The 21586-nt window shown below is 65.9% G+C and carries 20 protein-coding genes; 11 read left to right on the top strand and 9 right to left on the bottom strand.

The genetic code is table 11. From position 1 onward, the window contains the following. Positions 1-26: 26 nt before the first annotated feature. The gene (locus KWG56_RS08960) at positions 27-875 is read right to left on the bottom strand and encodes a thioesterase family protein (RefSeq protein ID WP_219354492.1); all 849 of its coding nucleotides are present in this window, start codon (positions 873-875) and stop codon (positions 27-29) included. A 201-nt stretch (positions 876-1076) separates the two neighbouring features. On the opposite strand from KWG56_RS08960, the gene KWG56_RS08955 reads away from it, so the two are divergent. Both KWG56_RS08955 and KWG56_RS08950 read left to right on the top strand, forming a co-directional pair. Further along, positions 1077-1565, top strand: a complete 489-nt coding sequence (locus tag KWG56_RS08955) for a winged helix-turn-helix transcriptional regulator (RefSeq protein WP_201099446.1) — start codon at positions 1077-1079, stop codon at positions 1563-1565. Between the two features lie 3 nt (positions 1566-1568). After that, positions 1569-1973, top strand: coding sequence for a hypothetical protein (locus KWG56_RS08950; protein ID WP_219354491.1), 405 nt, complete (start codon positions 1569-1571; stop codon positions 1971-1973). Positions 1974-2089: 116 nt separating this feature from the next. Here KWG56_RS08950 and KWG56_RS08945 read toward each other — a convergent pair whose 3' ends face one another. After that, entirely contained in the window at positions 2090-3310 is a 1221-nt protein-coding gene (locus KWG56_RS08945) for an RtcB family protein (RefSeq protein ID WP_219354490.1), read from the bottom strand. 302 nt (positions 3311-3612) lie between these two features. Next, entirely contained in the window at positions 3613-4032 is a 420-nt protein-coding gene (locus KWG56_RS08940; protein WP_219354489.1) for a hypothetical protein, read from the bottom strand. A 109-nt stretch (positions 4033-4141) separates the two neighbouring features. On the opposite strand from KWG56_RS08940, the gene KWG56_RS08935 reads away from it, so the two are divergent. The 3 genes from KWG56_RS08935 to eco are packed head-to-tail and all read left to right on the top strand — an operon-like array spanning position 4142 to position 5810. After that, the gene (locus KWG56_RS08935; RefSeq protein WP_219354488.1) at positions 4142-4843 is read left to right on the top strand and encodes a helix-turn-helix transcriptional regulator; all 702 of its coding nucleotides are present in this window, start codon (positions 4142-4144) and stop codon (positions 4841-4843) included. Positions 4844-4901: 58 nt separating this feature from the next. Further along, on the top strand, positions 4902-5252 hold the full coding sequence (locus KWG56_RS08930) for a VOC family protein (RefSeq protein ID WP_219354487.1): 351 nt from the start codon (positions 4902-4904) through the stop codon (positions 5250-5252). 60 nt (positions 5253-5312) lie between these two features. After that, the gene (gene eco / locus KWG56_RS08925; protein WP_219354486.1) at positions 5313-5810 is read left to right on the top strand and encodes a serine protease inhibitor ecotin; all 498 of its coding nucleotides are present in this window, start codon (positions 5313-5315) and stop codon (positions 5808-5810) included. An 18-nt stretch (positions 5811-5828) separates the two neighbouring features. Here eco and KWG56_RS08920 read toward each other — a convergent pair whose 3' ends face one another. The 6 genes from KWG56_RS08920 to KWG56_RS18775 form a co-directional block, all read right to left on the bottom strand. Continuing rightward, entirely contained in the window at positions 5829-7301 is a 1473-nt protein-coding gene (locus KWG56_RS08920; protein WP_219354485.1) for a globin-coupled sensor protein, read from the bottom strand. 124 nt (positions 7302-7425) lie between these two features. Beyond that, positions 7426-8637, bottom strand: coding sequence for a tRNA 2-thiouridine(34) synthase MnmA (gene mnmA / locus KWG56_RS08915; RefSeq protein ID WP_219354484.1), 1212 nt, complete (start codon positions 8635-8637; stop codon positions 7426-7428). 111 nt (positions 8638-8748) lie between these two features. Beyond that, positions 8749-9033, bottom strand: a complete 285-nt coding sequence (gene sciP, locus KWG56_RS08910) for a CtrA inhibitor SciP (protein ID WP_201099454.1) — start codon at positions 9031-9033, stop codon at positions 8749-8751. A 172-nt stretch (positions 9034-9205) separates the two neighbouring features. Next, positions 9206-10963: a flagellar hook protein FlgE gene (flgE, locus tag KWG56_RS08905; RefSeq protein ID WP_219354483.1), complete on the bottom strand. Its 1758-nt coding sequence runs from the start codon at positions 10961-10963 to the stop codon at positions 9206-9208. 47 nt (positions 10964-11010) lie between these two features. Next, complete coding sequence (locus KWG56_RS08900; RefSeq protein WP_201099456.1) at positions 11011-11739, bottom strand: flagellar hook assembly protein FlgD; 729 nt, start codon at positions 11737-11739, stop codon at positions 11011-11013. A 3-nt stretch (positions 11740-11742) separates the two neighbouring features. Beyond that, a complete protein-coding gene (locus KWG56_RS18775) occupies positions 11743-13176 on the bottom strand; it encodes a flagellar hook-length control protein FliK (RefSeq protein ID WP_244999711.1) in 1434 nt (477 codons plus the stop codon). A 387-nt stretch (positions 13177-13563) separates the two neighbouring features. Between KWG56_RS18775 and flgK the strand changes: the two genes are divergently transcribed. The 6 genes from flgK to KWG56_RS08865 all read left to right on the top strand — a co-directional run bounded on the left by flgK (position 13564) and on the right by KWG56_RS08865 (position 21577). Beyond that, positions 13564-15681, top strand: a complete 2118-nt coding sequence (gene flgK / locus KWG56_RS08890) for a flagellar hook-associated protein FlgK (protein WP_219354482.1) — start codon at positions 13564-13566, stop codon at positions 15679-15681. After that, positions 15678-16643 carry a flagellin gene (locus KWG56_RS08885; protein WP_219354481.1) on the top strand — a complete coding sequence of 322 codons (966 nt, stop codon included), beginning with the start codon at positions 15678-15680 and terminating at the stop codon, positions 16641-16643. The genes flgK and KWG56_RS08885 overlap by 4 nt, the downstream gene beginning before the upstream one ends. 64 nt (positions 16644-16707) lie before the next feature. Continuing rightward, the gene (locus KWG56_RS08880; protein ID WP_219354480.1) at positions 16708-17946 is read left to right on the top strand and encodes a putative DNA modification/repair radical SAM protein; all 1239 of its coding nucleotides are present in this window, start codon (positions 16708-16710) and stop codon (positions 17944-17946) included. Beyond that, the gene (locus KWG56_RS08875) at positions 17946-19412 is read left to right on the top strand and encodes a UdgX family uracil-DNA binding protein (protein ID WP_219354479.1); all 1467 of its coding nucleotides are present in this window, start codon (positions 17946-17948) and stop codon (positions 19410-19412) included. The genes KWG56_RS08880 and KWG56_RS08875 overlap by 1 nt, the downstream gene beginning before the upstream one ends. A gap of 243 nt (positions 19413-19655) precedes the next feature. Then, the gene (locus KWG56_RS08870; protein WP_219354478.1) at positions 19656-20774 is read left to right on the top strand and encodes an MlaE family ABC transporter permease; all 1119 of its coding nucleotides are present in this window, start codon (positions 19656-19658) and stop codon (positions 20772-20774) included. Continuing rightward, positions 20771-21577, top strand: a complete 807-nt coding sequence (locus KWG56_RS08865) for an ABC transporter ATP-binding protein (RefSeq protein WP_219354477.1) — start codon at positions 20771-20773, stop codon at positions 21575-21577. The genes KWG56_RS08870 and KWG56_RS08865 overlap by 4 nt, the downstream gene beginning before the upstream one ends. Positions 21578-21586: the final 9 nt, after the last annotated feature.

Genomic DNA, 21586 nt, shown 5'->3' with positions numbered 1-21586 from the left:
ACCCTAATGGTGAATGGAGGCTGACCTTAGGCGCTGCGTTGCGGCAGCAGCTTGCGGCGCTGGCGGGCGACGGCCAGAGGCGTGCCGTCCGCGCCCCAGGCGACCGCGTCATCGACGGTCCAGCCCAAACCCAGATCGATCATGCTGAACTCGAAGAAGGCCCAGCCGTCGGGTGCGTTTTCGGGCGTCGGATCGGTCAGGATGTCGATGCGGAAATCCACCGTAGTCATCATCGCGGGCGTGCGGGTTATGGTCCAGGCGGGCGGATAGACGGCGTCCAGCAGGAAGCAAAGGGCCGCCTCGTCCAGGGCGCGGCCGTCCGCCATTCGCATCCAGGTGCGCTCGATCGCCGGCTTGCCCTCGTTTCCGCCCAGGATGTTGGGGCCGCCGTCGAAGCGATATTCGACCTGGCTGGAGAAATGGGGCGCCATCGGGCCGTGGATGCGGGCCTCGGGGTTCAGGCTGTCTAGCGCAGGCGGGACACGGTGCAGCGGCGATGCGGGCGGCGGCGCGCTGTCCAGACCATAGGTGCCGGTGGCGTGATGGGTCATGCGGCCGTCCTGATCCGCCTCGATGGCGGCATAGAGGACGTTGCGGCCGCCGCGCAGCAGACGGGGACGGAATGAAACGGGCTCTCCGAACTTGGCCGCCGACAGATATTGGACCGACAGAGATCGCAAGGGCGCGGTCAGCGACAGGCCCTCACGCATCCCCTGCGCGCAGAGGGCGGCCAGAAGCCCGCCGAAGGGAAAGCCCTTTTCCGGCGGCAGGCTGTTCGGGCCGTTGGAGAAATGTCCGGGCACGGCGACGGACAGCGCGCCGTCTTCAAGGGTCTGGAAGGCCAGAATGGCGTCGAGGGATTGGGGAGGCGTCATCGCGCAGTCCTGAGCAGGCAAGTCAAACAGCGGGCAAATACAAAAAACGGAAGGAGCGGTTTGAACCCGCACCCTCCGCCAGTCAAAGGAACAAGGACGCCGTGCTGGGAGAGCCTACGTCCGTTGCCAAACAAGACTGACTTACTGGGTTCAGATTGGCAACCCTTGCAAAAACCCTGACGCGGGGTCACTTTCACCCCTATGGGACGCACCGCAGACTATAGCCGCCAGAGCTGCTCTATCGCCGCAACGCTAGAGGTGATCGGCGACCCGTGGACGTTGCTGGTCATCCGCGACGCCTTCAACGGCGTGACCCGGTTCGAACAGTGGCAGGACAATCTGGGCGTGGCGCGCAACGTTCTGGCCGCGCGTCTGAAAAGCCTGGTGCAGCACGGGGTGCTGGAGCCGCATCTCTATTCCGAACGCCCGCCGCGCAACGAATACGTCCTGACCGCCAAGGGCAAGGACCTGTACGGGGTGCTGGTGACCCTGCACGGGTGGGGCAACAAGCACGTCTATGGCGAGGCCGACAGCGGCATCGACATGGTCCACAAGACCTGCGGCCAGACCCTGACGCCCCGCATCGCCTGCGGCTGCTGCGGCGAAATCGTCAAACCCCGCGACATCAAGCTGACAAGGGCCGAAAACCGCCCGACGGTGGGCGACGTGATGCCGAAGGAAGCGGCTTAGCTTTTGGGCGACATGCGAGAGCCGAGCCTTGATGAAGATGGCTGGCGGCTGCTGAACGCAGAAGAACGACAGCAGACCTATCCGGGTAGTTTCGAGCTTCCCGATCTCAGGATCAGAAACGCCCTGACCATAGGCGACTACGCCAAGCTTCTATTTGAGATTGGTGTGTCAGGCGACGAGACTGACGAAGACGTCGTTGAACGGATGTGGGTCATTGTTCGCGAGACCCTGAATGGGCGCTATATTGGAGTGCTCGACAACAAGCCGGACAGCATAGCTGAGAACGACCGGCTGTGGCTGGGCGTGGAGGTTCCGTTCGGACCTGAGCACGTCATCGACGCCCAGATAGGGGATGTCGAGAGCGCCATATTGGCGGCGAAAGAACCTTTGCGGCGGTGGTCTCGATAAGGTTTTGATGGCGACAGGGTGGCGTTGCCCGGAGCAGCATTTTGGGGTGAATGGGTTTTGCACTCGGAATGCTGAAACGACGAAAGCCGGTCGCGTCTGCACGCAACCGGCTCCCGTCATCCCTTGACGCACACCACCTGACGCAGGGTGTGCACGACCTCGATCAGGTCGGTCTGGGCCGCGATGACCGCGTCGATGTCCTTATAGGCCATCGGGGTTTCGTCGATCACTTCGGCGTCCTTGCGGCACTCGACGCCAGCGGTGGCGCGGACGTGGTCCTCAACCGTGAAGCGGCGTTTGGCCTCGGTCCGGCTCATGGTCCGACCGGCGCCGTGCGAGCAGGTGCAGAAGCTTTCCGCATTGCCCTTGCCGCGCACGATGAAGGACTTCGCCCCCATCGAGCCGGGGATGATGCCCAGTTCGCCGTCCTTGGCCGACACCGCGCCCTTGCGGGTCAGGAAGACGTCCTTGCCGAAGTGCTTTTCCTTCGAGACGTAGTTGTGGTGGCAGTTCACCGCTTCCTGCGTCGTCTCCAGATCCGGCCAGACGGCCTTCAGCACCCCAAGCACCTGATCCATCATCACCTCGCGGTTGGCGCGCGCATATTTCTGCGCCCACGACACCGCCCGGACATAGTCGATGAAGCCGTCCGTCCCTTCCGGGAAATAGGCCAGGTCCTGATCCGGCAGGTTGATGTGCCAGCGGCGCATCTCATGCTTGGCCCGTTCGATGAAATAAGTCCCGAAACGGTTACCGACCCCGCGCGAACCGGAGTGCAGCATCACCCAGACATCGCCCGCCTCATCAAGGCAAAGCTCGATGAAATGGTTGCCGGTGCCCAGGGTGCCCAGATGGCCGAAGCCGCGCGGGTGCGCCGCCTTGGGGTGGCGCTCCACCACGACGTCATAGCCCGCCTTCAGGTCGGCCCAACGAGTGACCGCCGAAGCCGGAGGCTCCGCCGCCCAGGCGCCCTTGTCGTTGCGCCCGCCGTTGTCGGTGCGGCCGTGCGGAACGGCGGCCTCGATGGCGGAGCGGATGGCCGACAGGTCGTCAGGCAGGTGCTCGGCCCGGATCGAGGTCCGCACCGCCATCATGCCGCAGCCGATGTCCACGCCCACGGCGGCGGGAATGATCGCCCCCACGGTCGGGATCACGGAACCCACCGTCGCCCCCATGCCCCAGTGCACGTCGGGCATGACCGCGACATGCTTATGGATGAACGGCAGCGAGGCCACGTTCTTCAGCTGTTTCAGCGCCGCATCCTCGATGGGCACGCCTCGGGTCCAGGCCTTGATGGGCACATGGTCCGGGGTTTCGATCAGGTCATAGCCAGACATGGCCGACGTCTCCTTTTTCTGTTTCTGATCCTCGCAGACCGCAGGGGAGACGTCGCTTGCAGATACAAGAAACCCCTCCGGCCGATGGCGAGAGGGGTTGCTGGAAAACCGAAGTCGTTTGACCGACTGTTCCCTACACGCCCTCCACGCACACGACCTCGCCCTGGGCCGACAGCCGGTCCAAGCACTTGGGCGCATTCATGGTGACGGAGTGGGTGAACATGGGTCTCTAGTCGTCTTCGGAGGCGGGCGGATACACCCATATGCCGCGGCAGGGCAACCCCAGAGATGCCGATTGGGGGCTAGCGACCTGGCGCGGAGGTCGCGTTGAACGAGATGCCAGGTTTGGCCTGTTGTTCGGCGTCGCCGTATTCGAACTCGGTGATGGGGATGCCGAATGCGCTCAGGAAGTCGCGAACACGTTCTGCCCGTTTTACGGCGAGCGGCGGAGCTCCGTCGGGCTTAACCGGGTCGGGCAGGCCAGTGATCGCCACAAAGGTGAGGTCGCAACGGTCAGCGACGTGCGTCAGATACCCAAAGCCCGCAGTGAACGGACGCGCGAATGTCTCGATTTCTGGTTCGAAATGCAGGGCGATAAAGCCCTGATTGCATTGTGTCGCCGATGGTGGAGGGCATGGAAGGGGCGTCGGTCGGTGGGCGCAGGCGGTCAGGGCCAGACATGCGGCGATCACAGTCACCTTGGAATGGAGCAGGTATGACATTCTGCGCGCGAGAGTGTCACAACTTCTGAGGGGCGGCCAAGGTGTTTCCTGTCCGATGGCGGTGGGGACTACTGCCGCTTTCTGGCAGCAGGTCTGTTAATGTCGCCATGTGTCCCGATCCGAGCGCCTTTTTGATCTGTTGAACGCCCTGCGGCGGCATAGGCGGCCGATCAGCGGGCGGGCGCTGGCGGACGAGATGGGGGTCAGTCTGCGGACCCTGTACCGCGACATCGCCAGTCTGCAGGCGCAGGGGGCGACGATCGAGGGCGAGCCGGGGGTGGGCTATGTGCTGCGGCCCGGTTTCATGCTGCCGCCGCTGATGTTCACGCCTGAAGAGATCGAGGCCCTGGTGCTGGGCTCGCGCTGGGTGGCGGAGCGGGCGGACGGGCGGCTGAAGGAGGCGGCGCTGAGCGCGGTGGCGCGGATCGGGGCGGTGCTGCCGCCTGACCTGAAGGATGAGATGGACAGTTCGTCCCTGTATGTCGTGCCGGGCGCGCCGTTCCCGACGGATACGGTCGATCCGGCCCTGCTAAGAAAGGCGATCCGCACCGAGCGGCGGCTGACCCTGTGTTACCGCGACGAGGCGGGGGCGGCGTCGGAACGGGTGGTCTGGCCGTTCGCCCTGGCCTTCTTTGACCGAGTGCGCCTGTTGCTGGCCTGGTGCGAACTGCGACAGGATTTCCGCAGTTTCCGCACGGACCGGATCGTCGAGGCGCAGGTGGGGCAGGACCGCTATCCCGCGCGGCGTCAGGCCCTGATGAAGACCTATCACGAAGACCTGGAAAAGCGGCGGGCGGCTGAACGATGCTGACGGAAACTGGCAGCAGCGTGGTCTAGTTTTGTTGCTGTCGAAATGACGGGAGGGGCTGATGACCGAGACGGATGACATTCTGCTGGACGTGGCGGACCCCGAGGTCAGCGCGCGGTTCTATGAACGACTGCTGGCCAGCCGCCCGGTGCAGGCCGGCGCTGACCGGGCGCTGTTCGTGCTGGCGTCAGGGCGGCGGCTGAGCCTGTGGCGGCGGATCGATGGGCGGGCCAGTGCGGCGGTTCAGGTCGGGTTCCGGCTGGAGGGCGCGGCGGCGGTGGACGATCTGCACATCGACTGGTGGGATCGCGGAGCGCGGATCGTGACGCCGCCTGCAGACATGGCGCAGGGGCGGGGCTTCGTCGCGCACGACCCGGACGGGCATCGGCTGTGCGTGTTCGCTCTGGCGTGAGGAACGCGAGGCGGGAAGGCGCGTTTGAACGGTGACGCTTCAACGCCTGAAAGGCCCGTGATGAAATATCCCCTGACCATCCTGAGTTGCGCCGCCGCCATGACTCTGGCCGCCTGCGGGACGACCTCTGCTCAAGTGGGGCCGGGTGTCGGACCGCAGGGCGCGGACGAACTGAAAGCCTTCCCGGCGGCGACGGCGGGCCAGACGCGCCACGTCATCCGTCTGCCGCAACAGGCGGATGAGGATGGGCTGAAGGTCGAGATCATCGTGGGCAAGACGGCCCGCGTCGACTGCAACAACCACTTCTTCGGCGGGCGGATCGAGACGCGCACGGCGGAAGGCTGGGGCTATGACTATTACGTCCTGCCCGCGCTGGGCGCGATGGCGGGGACGCTGATGGGATGCCCGGCCAACAGCGAGCGCGAGGTGTTCGTCGCCGCGCCTGAACAGCCGCTGGTCCGCTACAACAGCCGCCTGCCGCTGGTGGTCTATGCGCCGCAGGACGTCGAGGTGCGCTATCGCCTGTGGCGCGCGGGCGAGACGCAGAACGCCCGCTGATTTGTCAGGGTCTGAGGTTTAGGCCGCGATGCGGCCTGAACGCCCGGCTGAGGCCGTGATCTGAAACTGGCGCACGCTGCGCATCAGGGTTTCGGCCTCGGTGGCCAGCTGACGGCTGGCGGCGGTGGCTTCTTCTGTCATGGCGGCGTTCTGCTGGGTGATCTCGTCGATCTGGCTGATGGCGCGTTTGACGTCGGACAGGCGGTCGGCCTGCTCGCGGGCCGAGACGGCCATGCCGCCCGCCAGAGCATCGACGTCGGCGACCCGCTCGCCGATGCGGGTCAGGGCGGCGCCCGTGCGCTGAACCAGATCCACCCCGCGTGAGACTTCTTCGGACGACTGGAGGATGACGGCGCGGATTTCACCTGCGGCGGCGGCGGACCGCTGGGCCAGGGCGCGAACCTCGGAGGCGACGACGGCGAAGCCGCGGCCGGAATCGCCCGCCCGCGCCGCCTCGACCCCGGCGTTCAGGGCCAGAAGATTGGTCTGGAAGGCGATTTCGTCGATCAGGGTGACGAAGCCGCCGACATTGCCTGAGGACTCGCTGATGGCCGACATGGCCTGGGCGGCCTCGGCGACGACGGCGATGCCGCTTTCGACATCGCGGCGGACGGCGCCGACGGCCTCGACGCTTTGCTTGGCGGCGACGGCGGTCTGTTCGACGGAATCCACCACCTGTTCGGTGTTGGCCGAGGTGCGTTCGACGCTGGCGGCCTGACGCTCGGTGCGCATGGCCAGGTCGTCGGAGGCGCTGGCCAGTTCGGTGGCGCCGCTGCTGACGGAGGCGGCGCTTTCGGTCACGGCGGTGAAGGCGTCGCGCAGGGCGATGACCGCGGCGTTGAAGTCGTCCTTCAGCCCGACATAATCATCCGCGACCGGGATGGTGATGGTCGATCCCAGGTCGCCTGCGGCCAGCCCCTTCAGGGCGTGGCTGAGGACGGAGACAATCTGGGCCTGCCGGGCGTCGGCCTCGGCCTTGGCGGCTTCGGCGCGGTCGCGTTCGGCCTGAAGCGCCTCAAGATAGGTCGAGATGGCCAGGTCCATGTCCAGCATGACGCGGCGGCTGAGTTCGCCTGCCGCCTCGGCCGTGCGGCGGTCATGGTGCTTGTCGAACAGCCTGCGTTTGCGGGTGGTGACGGCCGTCAGAAGCTTGCTCAGGATCAGGCTGTAGCCGCCGATGTACCAGCGCGGCTCCAGCCCGATGCGGGCGTGGACATTGCCGATGACGCGGACGGACTGGCCATAGGCCTCGTCGGCGCGGCCTTCGACGATGGCGTCCCAGTGGCTGACCTGCGCCGACTTGGCCGCGCCGATATGGGCCTCGTCCCGGAAGAATTTCCGTGTCTCCGGCGTGGCGCGGATGCGGTCGTAGAAGGCGTTGAGAGCGTCGGGCAAGGCCTTGCGCAGCAGAGGCTCCTGCGCGGCGTAACCGGGCGAACGGGGGCCCAGGTCCATGAACCCTGTACGGCGTTCGATATCTTCGCGCGACATCCGACTTCCACTCCAACTGAGGGGATGGCCCTAGATGCGGCATGGTTATGGTCTGCTTACCGTCGGACGGATTTGACCGTGCAAATGCGGACTTGGGACAAAATGTCCAAGCCGGCGGGCCGGATCAGGCGGCGACGGCCGTCGTGTCGCGGATGAAGCCGCCGCCCAGAACCCGCTCGGTGTCGACCGGATCATAAAGGGCGCAGGCCTGGCCGGGGGCCACGCCTTCTTCGCCTTCATCGAAGACTACCGAGACATCGCCGTCGATCAGGGCCAGACGGGCGGGGGAGGGCTGGCGCGTCGACCGCACACGGGCCAGCACCGGCGCGCCCGCTTCGGCGGCGGCGTGGATGGTGTCGTGGTCGCCTAGCCAGTTCAGCTCTTCCAGCGTCAGCGAGGCGGTCAGCAGGGCTTCGCGCGGGCCGACGATGACGCGGCGGGTTTCAGGCTCAAGCTTGGTGACGAACAGGGGCTCGCCCACGGCGACGTTCAGACCCCGGCGTTGGCCGATGGTGTAGTCGGTGATGCCGGAGTGCTTGCCCAGGACGCGGCCGTCCATATGCACGATCTCGCCCGCCTCGCGGCCTTGCGGGCGCAGACGATCGATCAGGGTGCGATAGTCGCCCGAAGGGACGAAGCAGATGTCCTGGCTGTCGGGCTTGGCGGCGATCTTGAGGCCCAGTTCGGCGGCGACGCCGCGCACCTGGGGCTTTTCCAGATCGGCCAGCGGGAAGCGCAGGTAGTCCAGCTGGTCGCGCGTGGTGGCGAACAGGAAGTAGGACTGGTCACGCGAATGGTCGATGGCCTTGCGCATCTGGCTGCGCCCGTCGATTTCGGCGCGGCGGACGTAGTGGCCCGTCGCCATCGCCTCGGCGCCCAGATCGCGGGCGACATCCAGCAGATCGCGGAACTTGACCGTCTGATTGCAGCGGATGCAGGGGACCGGCGTCTGACCTTTAAGGTAGCTGTCGGCGAACTGGTCGATCACGGCGTCCCGGAAGCGGCTTTCGTAATCCAGCACATAGTGAGGAATGCCGATCATGTCGGCGGCCAGACGCGCGTCGTGAATATCCTGGCCCGCGCAGCAGGCGCCCTTCTTCTTCAACGCCGCACCGTGGTCATAGAGTTGAAGCGTGACGCCGACCACGTCATAGCCCGCCTTGTGCAACAGGGCGGCGACCACGGTGGAGTCCACCCCCCCCGACATGGCCGCGACCACGCGCGAACCCAGCGGCAAACCAACCGCCGCACGCGCGCTCTCGATCGCCGCATCCATGTCGGTGCGGGCGATGTCTGGAACGGGACAGAAGTCTTCAACGAGCGTCATCGCCGCCATTTAGGGTGGAACCCGCGCGATTTCGAGGCCTGAACCATATTCGATGCCGGAAATGACAAGGGCCGCACCCGTTTCCAGGTGCGGCCCTTATCGGTCTTCGGGGAGAAGCGGTCAGGAGCGGTAGGTCTGGATGCGCGTCGTGCGCAGTCCCTGCATGCCCCATTTATCAATGGCCTTCTGCCAGGCCAGGAATTCTTCAGCCGTCAAACGATAGGTCGCCAGGGCGTCATCCAGGCTGAGCAGGCCGCCACGGACAGCGGCGACGACCTCGGCCTTGCGACGGATCACCCACCGGTCCGTGTTGGACGGAGGCAGATCCTTAAGCGTCAGGGGGGTTCCCGTCGGCCCGACCACGTATTGTTCGCCTTTGCTATTAAGGCGTCGCTCTTGCAACATGGGCTTATGCCTCTTTCACCAACACCGTACTGTCACGAAGATAGAACGGCCCGGCTAAGGTCCATTTAAGGGTCGTGGTGAAGGAACGACTAAAATCGGTTCCCGCCCGTACGACTCTGTAAACCTTGCTTACGTGGGGATTCATTGACTCTAACGACTAGTTACTGGCGGATCAGCGTTTGATGTTGATGAGCTCGGCCAGCATTTCGTCGGCCGTGGTGATGATTTTGGATGAGGCGGAATAGGCCCGCTGGGTGGTGATCAGGCCGGTGAATTCCGCGGACAGATCAACGGTCGAGGACTCCAGTTGCTGGGAGGCGATGGAGCCCGCGCCGCCGGTGCCCGCGCTCTTCAGATTGAAGGTGCCGCTCTGCAGGCTGACAGCATAGGCGTTGCCGGAAACCTCGCGCAGGCTGTCGGGGCTGGGGAAGGTGGCGACCGCGACCTGGGCGATGCGGCGCATGACGCCGTTGTCGAAGATGGCGGTGACGAAGCCGCTGTCGTCAATGCGGATTTCGCTCAGATTGCCGAAGGCCGTGCCATTGGTGACGGTCGACTGCACCACGGAGGCGGTGTTCAGCTGGCTGAGCCCGCCTGCCGAGGTGTTAAGGTCCAGGGTGACCGTCTGGGCGGCGATGCCCAAGCCGTCGGCCCAGGCCACCTGGCCGGGGGCCATCGACAGGTTGTTGGGATCGGACTTGCCGAAGTCCAGCGTCGCCTGGCTGGGGTCGTCGAACAGGCCGGTCCCGGCGGGCCAGTTCTTCATGGTGTCGATGTCCAGACGGCCGGATGGCGTGAAGGCGATCTTGCCCGTCTTGATCTGGCCGTTGGCGTAGGGATCGCCGGTGATGACGTCATCCGCCGGAACCGAGACGATTTCGGCGTACCAGATGTTCGGCTCGTCGCTCTTCAGGAAGCGGATCTCCAGATTGCGCTGGCCGCCCTTGGAGTCCGAAACCGGGATGTTCATCTTGAAGTCGGGTTTGACGCCCGCCGGGTTGTTGGCGTCGGCGTTGTACATGGCCATCGAGTTGACGGACGGGTCGTACTTGGACTTGGCGGCGATATTGGTCGACAGGCCGATGTCGGCCAGGTTGACGGTGTAGGGCGCGCCAGAAGCGGGGGTGAACTGGATCTGGCTGGGCGGCGCGCCCAGCACGGCGGCGGAGCCCGAGTTCTGGCCGTTGACGGTCAGGCTGGTCAGGGCACCGGTGGCGGGATCATAGGTCGCCTGGGCGTTGATCCGCTGCGTGCCGGACTTGAGCTCGACATCATAGGCGTCGGCGCCCGTGCGGGTGTAGCGGACCGACAGGTCATGGCTGCCCGGCGGCACAGCCGTGTCGGCGACGCTCTTGTACGGCTGGGCGCTGGCCGCCGCCGAAGGCTCCTGGCTGGAGCGCAGGTTGGCGTTGATCTGGACGCGGGTCGTAGGCTCAGCTGTGCCGCCGACCGAGCCGATGTTGATCGAGCGCAGTCGCGACAGGTCGGACGGGTCCGAAGAGATCTCGCCATTGGCGTCGACAGGCCAGCCCTGCAGGTACAGACCGGCGCTGTTTTTCAGATAGCCCTGCTTGTCGACGCGGAAGGCGCCGGCGCGGGTGAACAGATGGGTGTCGGTGGAGGCGACGCCCTCGGCCTTGTCCGTGACAACGAAAAAGCCCTGACCGGCGATGGCCAGGTCGGTGTTCTCGTTCGTGCGCTGAAGCTGGCCTTCCTGGCTGATGAAGTGACGGGTGTTGGTGGTCACGCCGCCAGCCGAATAGCTGCCGCTGGTGCCGCTCTGGCTGTTGACGAGGGTCTGGAACTCGCTGGCCGTGCGCTTGTAGCCGACCGTGTTCACATTGGCGATGTTCTGCGAGATCGAGGCGAGGGCCGCAGAGTTGGCGGCGAGGCCGGACACACCGGCCAGCATAGCGCTGTTGAGGCTCATGAGAAACGCTCCTTAAAAAGATATCATCGGGAAGGCGGCGGAGCGCATCATGCGGCCGCCTCCTCGTCTGGGACGTTCGGATTCTCCGGTTCGTCGGGTTTGTTCTCTGCCTTGGCCTTGATCTCGTTCAGCGAGATCACGGTCGAGAGCGGAAGGATGGAGTCGCCGATCACAAGGAAGGGCTCGCCGTTGTACATTTCCACGCCGGTCACGCGGCCGCGGATCAGGGCCTGGGCGTCGACCTTGGCGCCGCTTTCATTGGTGGCGGACACCTTCAGCGTATAGACGCCGCCGTCGTCGGCCTTGCCGCCGCCCTTGAGGTCGCCGTTCCAGGTGAAGTCATGGATGCCCGCGCCCTTGTCCGGGCCCTGGCCTTCCCAGACCACGGCGCCCTTGCTGTCCACGATCTGCAGATTGACCTTGTCGGCGCTGGCGCCCAGTTCATAGGCCCAGCTGGCCTTGCCTTCGCGGAACTCGGTCGCGGTCCAGGCGGCGGTGACCTCCTTGCCGATATAGTTGGAGGCGTTGTCCAGACCGCCCGCAGCCTGGGCCTTCAGCAGACTGGTCAGCAGGTCGTTGGTCAACAGCTGCTGCTCGACGCCGGCCATCTGGGTCAGCTGGGCCGTGAACTGATTGGAATCCAGCGGCGACAGCGGGTCCTGGTTCTTCATCTGGGTGGTCAGCAGCGTCAGGAAGGTCTCGAAGTTCGAGGCCAGCATCTTGTTGCTGCCGTTGATGCGGCCGGCGGCGTTGTCGGCGGATACGGCGGTGACCATGGGTCAGACCTTCATATCGACGCGGTCAGGCGTCAGTGAAAGATTGGTCCAGACGCCGGGCGTCAGGATTGAGGGGACGTCGGCGGCCAGGGCCAGGCGTGAGCCGCCGCCGAACAGGGCATTGCGCTGTTGCTGACGGTCAAAGGCGTCGCCGCCCTGGGGCTGGTCGCGGTGACTGAAGTCCAGGGCGTCGCCTGCAAGCTGGAAACCGGCGTCCTGAAGCTGTCTGCGCAGTTCGTCGGCGCGGCCGCGCAGTTCGGCGGCGGCGGCCGGATTGTCGAAGGCCAGACGGGCGGCCAGCTGGCCGTCGTCGCCGATTTCAAGACTGACATCGACCCGGCCCAGGTCTTGCGGCGTCAGCACCATGTCGAAACGGGTCGACTTGCCGTCCAAGCTGCGGGCGATCTGGGCCGCGAGATGGGCCGTCGTTTCGATCGTCGCCTGCGACAGGCGCGAGAAGGACAGGCTGCGTTCGACGGCGGCGGCCTGCTGCATCGGCTGGGCGTCGGGCGCGGCGGGCGCCGCGGGCTGAGCCGAAGCGGCGGCGGTCTGGGCGGGTGCGGCCGGTTGGGCGCTGTCGGTGGCGGGCGTGCGGGCGCCGGACGACGCAGGCGCGGCGTCGGCCAGGGTCGTCTTCTGGATGTTGGGGCTGTCGTCCTTCGCCGGGGCGGAGGCGTCAGAAACAGCCGCGTTGCGCGGGGTGGAGGCGTCGTTGTGGCGCAAGGGACGCGGCGCGGCAGGCTCTCCCTTGAGCGCGGCGGCCAGGGTGTCTGCGGTTGTCCGGTCGCTGGACGAGGCCTCGTCTTCGGTCGCCGCAGTCTGATCCGTCGTCGCCTCCTGGGTCGCCTTTAAGGCCGCCTTGGCGATGGCGGGCGGCGCAATCTCGGCCTGATCCGTAGAGGCGGCCAGAAGGTCGGCGGGCAGGGCCAGAGCGGCGGCGGTTTTTTCGGCGGTCGGCTGGACGTCGTTGGCGACGCCGCTGGTTATGGCCGCGATCTGTTGCGGGGTCGGCTGCGCCCCTGCGGCCTTAGCGGCCGCCTCTGCCTGGACTTGAGCAGGCGTGGCGATCAGCTGGATCGGCGCCGCCGCCATGAAGATGAAGGGCTGCGCGTCGTTTTCGACGGGGGCGTCGGCGACGACGGGTGCGGTCTGGGCGTCGTTCTGGCCATCATCCAGACAGTCGTGCGGCGCCTCAGGGAGGGGGATGGAGGGCGGCCGTGTGGCGGCGTCGGCATCCGCCATCTGCACCTGCGCCAAGGCCTGCATGGGGGCGTTGATGACCCGGGCCGCGCGACCATCGACGCCGGAGCCTTGCAGGATGTCGGCGATCTTGGAGGAAAACAGGCTGGCGTCCGCAGCCTGGACGCCGGGCTCAGCCGAGCTGACCCCGGCGGAGGCCGGAGCGACAGGTGCAAGCATGGCGGAGGCGGTCGGCATTTAAGTGCAGGCTGCTTTTCAAAAATGGGGCGGCGTCTGCTGCGCCTGGTTTTTCGGTGCGAGCCTCGCAAGCCTTGGGCCATGACAAATAGATCAATGAAAACAATGAAAAGAAGCCGGTTTTGTGCCAGTTTCTGCGTGCGGGGGTCGTTTATTGCCGCGCATTCGCCGTTTTTTGCCCGGTCTCGCCCGGCGCCGGTCGAAACCGTTTGAACGACAGCGGCGCCGGTTGGCGTGAGGCTTGCGCACCTATCCGGTCATGACAGCTGTCCATTCAGCGATCTTGTTTGAATTCAACGCTCAAGCCGAGCGGGGATGGCGCGTGGCCGGGCAAGAAATGCGCGCAGCAGGGCAGCGCTTGCCGGGTCGGCAGGAGGAAGTGCGTCAATGTCGCTGAACTCGATCATGAACATCGCGACGTCGGGCCTGCAGACCGCGCAGGCCCAGTTGCGCGTCACCTCCGACAATATCGCCAACGTCAACACGGTCGGTTACGTCCGCAAGATCGCCGACCAGAGCGCGTCGGTGACCAAGGGTTATGGCGACGGCGTCGACATCACGCGGATGCGGCTGGCGACTGACCGCTTCCTGCAGGCGGCCAGCTTCAGCGCCAACGCCGACGCCGCGCGCCACGGGGTGCGTTCGGAGCTGTTCAACCAGATCCAGAACCAGTTCGGCGATCCCAGCAGCAACACCAGCTTCTTCGCCCAGATCGACAAGCTGTTCGCCAGCTACGCCAATCTGGCGGAAAGCCCGACCTCGTCCGCCGCGCGCCAGGACACGATCTACAAGACCCAGGCGATGTTCGACGACGCCGCCAACATCGCCCGCCAGATTCAGGCGACGCGGCAGGAGGCGGACAGCCGGATTCAGTCGGTGGTCGAGACGATCAATCCGCTGCTGGAGCAGATCGACAAGCTGAACAAGACCATCGCCGCCGGATCGGTGACCAACCAGGATGTGACGGGCGCCCAGAACGCGCAGCAGAGCCTGATCAACGAACTGTCCAAATATATGGACGTGAAGATCGAGCAGCGGTCGAACGGCGGCGTGACCCTGCGGACCGGCACGGGCATGACGCTGGTGGGAGAGGGTCATGCGACCCTGTCCTATCAGGCGGCGGGCACGGTGGACGCCACCACGGCCTTTTCGGACATCATGATCACTGAACCCAGCGGCACGCGCTGGCCGGTGCTGGACGGCGTAACCTCGGGCGAACTGCGCGGTCTGGTGGAGTTGCGGGACAAGGATGCGCCAGCGGCGGCGGCGCGGCTGGGCGAACTGACGGCGAAACTGGCGGACGAGTTGAACCGCGCGCACAACGCCAACACCAGCGTGCCCGCGCCCGCCATACTGTCGGGGCGCAACACCGGCCAGTCGCTGGAGAATGCGCTGGCGGGCTTCACCGGACGGACCACCATCTCGACCGTGGACAGCGCGGGGGTGGTCCAGGCCTCGGCCGAGATCGTCTTTTCGGGCGGGACCATGACGATCAATGGTCAGGCGGCGGACCCGACGACCTTCCTCAATGTTCTGAACGCCCAACTGGGTGGGACGGGCGCGGCCAGCTTCGCCGACGGCGCGCTGCGGCTGCAAGGGGCGGGCGGCAACGGCGTCGCCATCGCCGATGACGCCAGCGCGCCCAGCAACAAGGGAGGGCGCGGCTTCTCGCACTGGTTCGGGCTGAATGATCTGGTCACGTCGGCGACGCCCAGCTTCTATGAGACAGGGCTGACGCTGAGTTCCCGGCACGGGTTCACGCCGGGCCAGAACCTGACCTTCCGCTTCAATGACGACAACGGATCGCGCCTGCGCGACGTAACCGTCGCCGTGCCGACGGGCGCGGGCACGATGGCCGAGATGCTGACGGCGCTGAACGACCCGATCAATGGCGTGGGCCGTTATGGCGCCTTCAGCCTGGATGCGAGCGGGACGTTGGCCTTCAAGCCCTACAACCCCGGCGCCCAGACAATGAGCGTGGTGCAGGACGGTACGATCCAGAGCCCGTCGGGCCTGTCGATGTCCCAGCTGTTCGGCCTGGGCGGCACAGGGGCGACGCGCGCGGTCGGCTATTCGGTGCGCAGCGACATTCAGCAGGACCCCAATAAGCTGGCGCTGGCGCAGTTGAACCTGTCAGCGGCGGCGGGAGCCCCCGCCCTGAGCAAGAGCGACGGTCGCGGCGGCCTGCTGCTGGCCGATGCGGGCAAGACCAATGTGAACTTTGCCGCCGCAGGCGGAAACGGCGGCGGGGTAAAGACTCTGTCGGCCTATGCCGCCGACTTTGCGGGCGACGTCGGCGGGCGGGCGTCCGCCGCCAAGAGCCGCGCCGAAACCGCCAGCGCCCTGTCCAAGGAGGCGACCAGCCGTCGCACCGCCTCCGAAGGGGTGAACATGGACGAAGAGCTGGTCAATATGACCACCTTCCAGCAAGCCTATAACGCCTCCGCCCGCCTGATCCAGGCGAGCAAGGACATGTATGATGTTCTGATCGGAATCCTGAGATGACCCGCGTCGCAACCTTCGGAAACTATCAGTCGGCGCTTCTGAACCTGATGAGCGCCCAGAACCGTGCGCAGCAGGCGCAGGAGCGGATCGCCAGCGAGAAGATCGCCACCGACATGTCCGGCTATGGCCGGGGCGCCGAGTCTCTGACCAGCCTGACCTCGACGCAGGAGCGGCTGACCGGCTTCATCACGGCGGGCAAGGCGGCGTCGGCGCGGCTGGACGCGCAGGACCTGGCCATGACCCGCATCGCCGATGGCGGCAAGGGCGCGCGCGACGCCATCGCCAACAGCCTGGCGGCGGGCCGCGTGGACAATCTGATGGCGGAACTCAGCCTGCAGTATCAGACGGTGCAGGGCGGGTTGAACGCCCAACATCAGGGAACCTATCTGTTCGGCGGCGGGCAGGGCGATGCGCCACCCGCGACGGCCAGGACGATGGCGGATCTGGCGGCGGCGCCCTCGTCCGCGGCGACCTTCGCCAATGACACGCTGAAGCAGAAGTCGCGCATCAACGAAACGACCACCATCGAGACGGGCTTTTTGGCCAGTGATCTGGGCGGGGCGCTGGCGGACGTGTTCCGCAACATCCAGGCCTATCAGAACGGCGATCCCGTCACGATGAATGGGGTGATCTACACCCCCGCCGGGGCCGGTTCGATCGCGGGCAAGCCAAGCGGAGAGGTTGAGGCCTTTCTGCAGGCGGCGATGAAGGAGCTGGACAAGGCCAACGAGGGCGTGACCAACCAGACGGCCAAGAACGGTCTGATGCAGAACCACGTCGAGGCCGCGCTTGACGCCCACGAGGCGCAAGAAATCTCGCTGAAGAAGCTGATGCAGGACAAGTCGGGCTATGATCCGGCGCAGGCCATCACCGACCTGCAGATGGCGCAGGTCGCCATTCAGGCCTCGGCCCAGGTGGTGAATTCGTTGCGCAACACCTCGCTGCTGGACCTGCTGCGCTAAGCACGGATGTCTGGCGTCACGGCTACGCTGGACGGACGATGCGATAAGAACATATAGTGAACGAATGGCCCGTCTCGACCTTCGTCACAAGCTGTCTGTTCTGGCCGACGCGGCGAAATACGACGCCTCCTGCTCGTCGTCAGGCACGTCTAAGCGGGACTCGGTCGGGGGCAAGGGGATCGGCTCGACCGAGGGCATGGGCATCTGCCACGCCTATACGCCGGACGGGCGGTGCATCAGCCTGTTGAAGGTGCTGCTGACCAACTTCTGCATCTACGACTGCGCCTATTGCATCAACCGGGCGTCGTCGAATGTGGAGCGGGCGCGGTTCGATGTCGACGAGGTCGTGGACCTGACCCTGAACTTTTACAAACGCAACTATATCGAGGGGTTGTTCCTGTCCTCCGGCATCATTCGGTCGGGCGACTATACGATGGAGCAACTGGTCCTGGTGGCCAAAACCCTGCGCGAAGTCCATGATTTCCGGGGCTATATTCACCTGAAGCTGATCCCCGAGGCGGACCCGAAACTGGTGGAGATGGCGGGCCTTTATGCGGACCGTCTGTCGGCCAATATCGAACTGCCGCGCGATGAAGCCTTGGCGCGGTTGGCGCCCCAGAAGGATGTCGGGGTCATCAAGAAGGCTATGGGGCAGGTGCGGCTGGGCGTCGAGGCGGCCAAGCCCGCCAGGCGCGACAGGATCAAGCCGCCGAAGTTCGCGCCCGGCGGCCAGAGCACACAGTTGATCGTGGGCGCCGATGGGGCGCCGGACACTGAAATCCTGGATCGCAGCGCGTCCCTGTACGGCGGTTATGGTTTGCGACGGGTCTATTATTCAGCCTTCAGCCCGATCCCGGATTCCAGCTCGATCCTGCCGTTGTCCAAGCCGCCGCTGATGCGCGAGCACCGGCTGTATCAAGCCGACTGGCTGATGCGGTTCTATGGATTTTCCGCGCCGGAGATCGGCGAGGGGGCGTCGGGCGGGATGCTGGATCTGGCGGTCGATCCGAAACTGGCCTGGGCGTTGAACAAGCGCGAGCAATTCCCCGTCGATGTGAACCGGGCGCCGCGCGAGATGCTGCTGCGGGTTCCTGGCCTGGGCGTGAAGGCGGTGGACCGGATCGTGTCGGTCAGGCGGTATCGGACGCTGCGATTGGAGGACGTGGGGCGGCTGACGCGGTCGGTGGCCAAGGTGCGGCCTTTCATCACCACGCTGGACTGGACGCCCGGCGGACTGACCGATGCAGCGGACCTGCGGGCGCGTGTGACCAGCCGCACACCGGAACAGTTGAGCCTGTTCTGATGGCGGTCGCGGTGCTGGCGTCAGAGACGGATTTCGACGGATGGCGAAAGGCCGCGCGGGACTTTCGGCTGGCGGGCGTGGCGCCGGGGGCGGCGCGGTTTGTGGTTCAGGGGGCGACGTCGGCGGCGCAGGGCGGGCTGTTTGATCGAGCCGAGCCCGCGAGGTCTGAACCGTGCGGCCAGCGGACGGGCAGGCAGGCCGAGTTTCGCGTTCCCGCGGCGTTTGTCGATTTGGCGAAGGAGGTGATCCTGCATCGCTCGACCGACCGGTTCGACCTCCTGTATCGGCTGCTGTGGCGGCTGGGCGATGAGCCGGACCTGCTGAAGGTGATCTCGGACCGGGACGTGGCCGATGCGATGGAGCGGGCCAAGAACGTCAGTAGGGCCGCGCACAAGATGAAGGCCTTCGTCCGCTTTCGTCAGGTTCACGATGATCGGGGCGAGGCGTGGGCGGCCTGGTTCGAACCGGCGCACCGAGTGGTGGAGAAAACGGCGGGCTTCTTCCAGCGACGCTTCACGACCATGCACTGGTCGATCCTGACGCCGGACGGCAGCGTCTTCTGGGACGGCGAGCATCTGCGGTTCGGGCCGCCTGCGACGCGCGACATGGCGCCGCGCGCGGACGAGATCGAGGAATTCTGGAAGACCTATTACGCCTCCACCTTCAACCCGGCGCGTCTGAGCGTGAAGACGATGCAGGGGGAAATGGCCAAGTCCTATTGGAAGAACTTGCCCGAGGCGGCGCTGATCCCCGAACTGGTGGCGGCGTCGCGGGCGCGGACCGAGGCGATGGTGGCGGCGCCTGCGCCCCAGCCGAATGCGCGGTTTGCAAAGGCCGTCGCGCCTGATCTGCATCTGGATCGACCGGGCGATGTCACGCCTGACAGCCTGGAGGCGGTCGCGCGCGGGGTGCAGGGATGCCGCCGCTGCCCGCTGCACCGGGATGCGACGCAGGGCGTGTGCGGCGAGGGGCCGAGGGCGGCGCGGCTGATGATCGTGGGCGAACAGCCGGGTGATCATGAGGACCTGGCGGGACGACCCTTCGTCGGCCCGGCGGGACAGGTGCTGGATGCGGCGTTGGAGGAGGCGGGCATCGACCGGGCCAACGTCTATCTGACCAATGCAGTGAAGCATTTCAAACATGAGCCGCGCGGCAAGCGGCGCCTGCACAAGACGCCCAACGCGGGCGAGGTTCAGGCCTGCCGCTGGTGGCTGGACGCCGAGCGGCGGCTGGTGCGGCCGCGTGTGGTGCTGGCGCTGGGCGCGACGGCGGGTCTGGCCATGCTGGGGCGAAAACCGGCTGTGATGCAGGAGCGGGGCGCGCCGATAGCTTTGGACGACGGATCGACGGCCGTTCTGACCGTCCATCCGTCCTATCTTCTGCGGTTGCCGGATGAGGCGGCGAAAGCGGAGGCGCGACGGATTTTCGTTGAGGACCTGACGGCTGTGCGACGTCGAATGGGTTGATGAGAGAACGAAATTCGTCCGACCGCGTTTGTGCTCAGCGCCAGCGTGGCGGTATGAGGTCGGCATGAGGGGCGTTGTCCCGACACAGTTTCCGGTGAAAGCGCCGCGCGAATGTCATCGCGCGTTGACTAAGCCTGTGCGCATGCGCATTAGCGCCGCAGGACTGTCGTCTGAAATTTCTTGCGGTCCGTGGGGGGCGTCTATGGCCAGCCATACTTCTGTTGTTCTGCCGTCCGGGGCCAAATGAGTCAGGCTCAATATGAAATCGTGGATGCGGCCGACGGCGGGGCGAAGCTGCGTCTGACGGGCGACTGGACCACGACGGCGTTGGGCAAGCTGCCGCGCGACCTGGGACGCGATCTGGACGGCCGCACAATCAAAAGCATCGACACCAGCGAACTGGGCCGGTTTGACACGGCGGGCGCCCTGGCGCTGGTGCAGGCGTCCAGCGGGCGGCTGCCCAAGGGCGTCTGGAAGGAACGGCCCGAGGCCGGACGCATCTATGAGATGATCGAGGTGCTGGAGCGCAAGAGCGCGCCTGCGCCCCAGCGCCCCAACGCCTTCACCCGCGGCTTCGCTAAGGTCGGCCGCGGGGTCTATGATTTCGGCGCCGAGGCCATGCTGTCGCTGTCCTTCCTGGGGCGGCTGATGACGGCGGTGGTCGAGGCCGCCAAACACCCCGGCGCAATCCGCTGGCCGGCCTGGTTCAGTCAGGGCGAGCGGGCGGGACTGGACGCCATTCCCATCGTCATGGTGACGAACTTCTTCATCGGCGCTGTGGTGGCCTTCATCGGCGTGGACCTGCTGGCCGACTTCGGCGCCCAGGTGTTTGCGGTTCAGTTGATCGGCGTGGCCATGTTCCGAGAGTTCGCGGTGGTGATCGCCTCGGTCCTGCTGGCGGGCCGGTCAGCATCCGCCTTTGCGGCCGAGATCGGCTCCATGCGGATGAACCAGGAAGTCGACGCCATGCAGGTGATGGGCGTCAATCCGTTCCAGGCCCTGGTGGTGCCGCGTCTGGCGGCCCTGGTGGTGATGCTGCCGCTGCTGACCTTCCTGGGCATGATCGGCGGGCTGATGGGCGGGCTGGTCGTCTGCTGGTCCACGCTGAACCTGGGCCCGGCCTTCTTCTTCCAGCGGCTGGTCGAGGTCGGCGGCATGTCCCAGCACATGATGGTCGGACTGGTAAAGGCGCCGGTGTTCGCCCTGGTGATCGCCGCCATCGGCTGCCGTCAGGGCATGTCGGTCGCCGGCGATGTCGAAAGCTTGGGGCGGCGGGTGACGGCGGCGGTGGTGCAGGCGATCTTCGCCATCATCCTGCTGGACGCCATCTTCGCCCTGATCTTCCTGGAGCTGAACATATGACCGACGTGACCAAGACGTCGGCGGCTTCGACCGGCAAGCCCGAGACCCTGATCGAGGTGCGTGGCCTGCTGAGCCAGTTCGGCGAGCGGGTGATCCACGAAAACCTGGACCTGGACCTGGTGCGGGGGGAGGTGCTGGGCGTGGTCGGCGGTTCGGGCGCGGGCAAGACCGTGCTGCTGAACACCATCATCGGCCTGAAAGAACCCGAGGGCGGCACGGTCAAGGTGCTGGGCTATGACCGCGCGACCCTGACCGACGTACAGGCGGCCGACATCGAGCGGCGCACCGGCATCCTGTTCCAGCAGGGCGCCCTGTTCTCGTCGCTGAGCGTGCTGGAGAATGTGGCGTCGCCGCTGGTCGAGCACACCAAACTGCCCAAGTCGGTCATCTATGAACTGGCTGAGCTGAAGATCGCCATGGTGGGGCTGAAGCCTGAGCACCACCACCTGAAACCCGCCGAACTGTCGGGCGGGATGAAGAAGCGGGCAGGGCTGGCGCGGGCGCTGGCGCTGGACCCGGAACTGGTCTTTCTGGATGAACCGACGGCGGGGCTGGACCCCATCGGGGCTGCGGCGTTCGACGATCTGATCCGTCAGTTGGCGAACGATCTGGGCCTGTCGGTGTTCATGATCACCCACGACCTCGATACGCTGTACGCCATCTGCGACAAGGTGGCGGTTCTGGCGGACAAGAAGGTCGTGGCCAAGGCCACGGTGCAGGAGCTGGAACGCTCTGACCACCCGTGGATCAAGGAATACTTCCTGGGGCCGCGCGGTCGCGCAGCCACCAAGACGGCGGCCTGAGGAGAGCCG

It is taken from the genome of Brevundimonas nasdae (assembly GCF_019395145.1).
Classification (GTDB): domain Bacteria; phylum Pseudomonadota; class Alphaproteobacteria; order Caulobacterales; family Caulobacteraceae; genus Brevundimonas; species Brevundimonas nasdae.
This window is presented reverse-complemented; position numbering and strand designations above follow the sequence as displayed.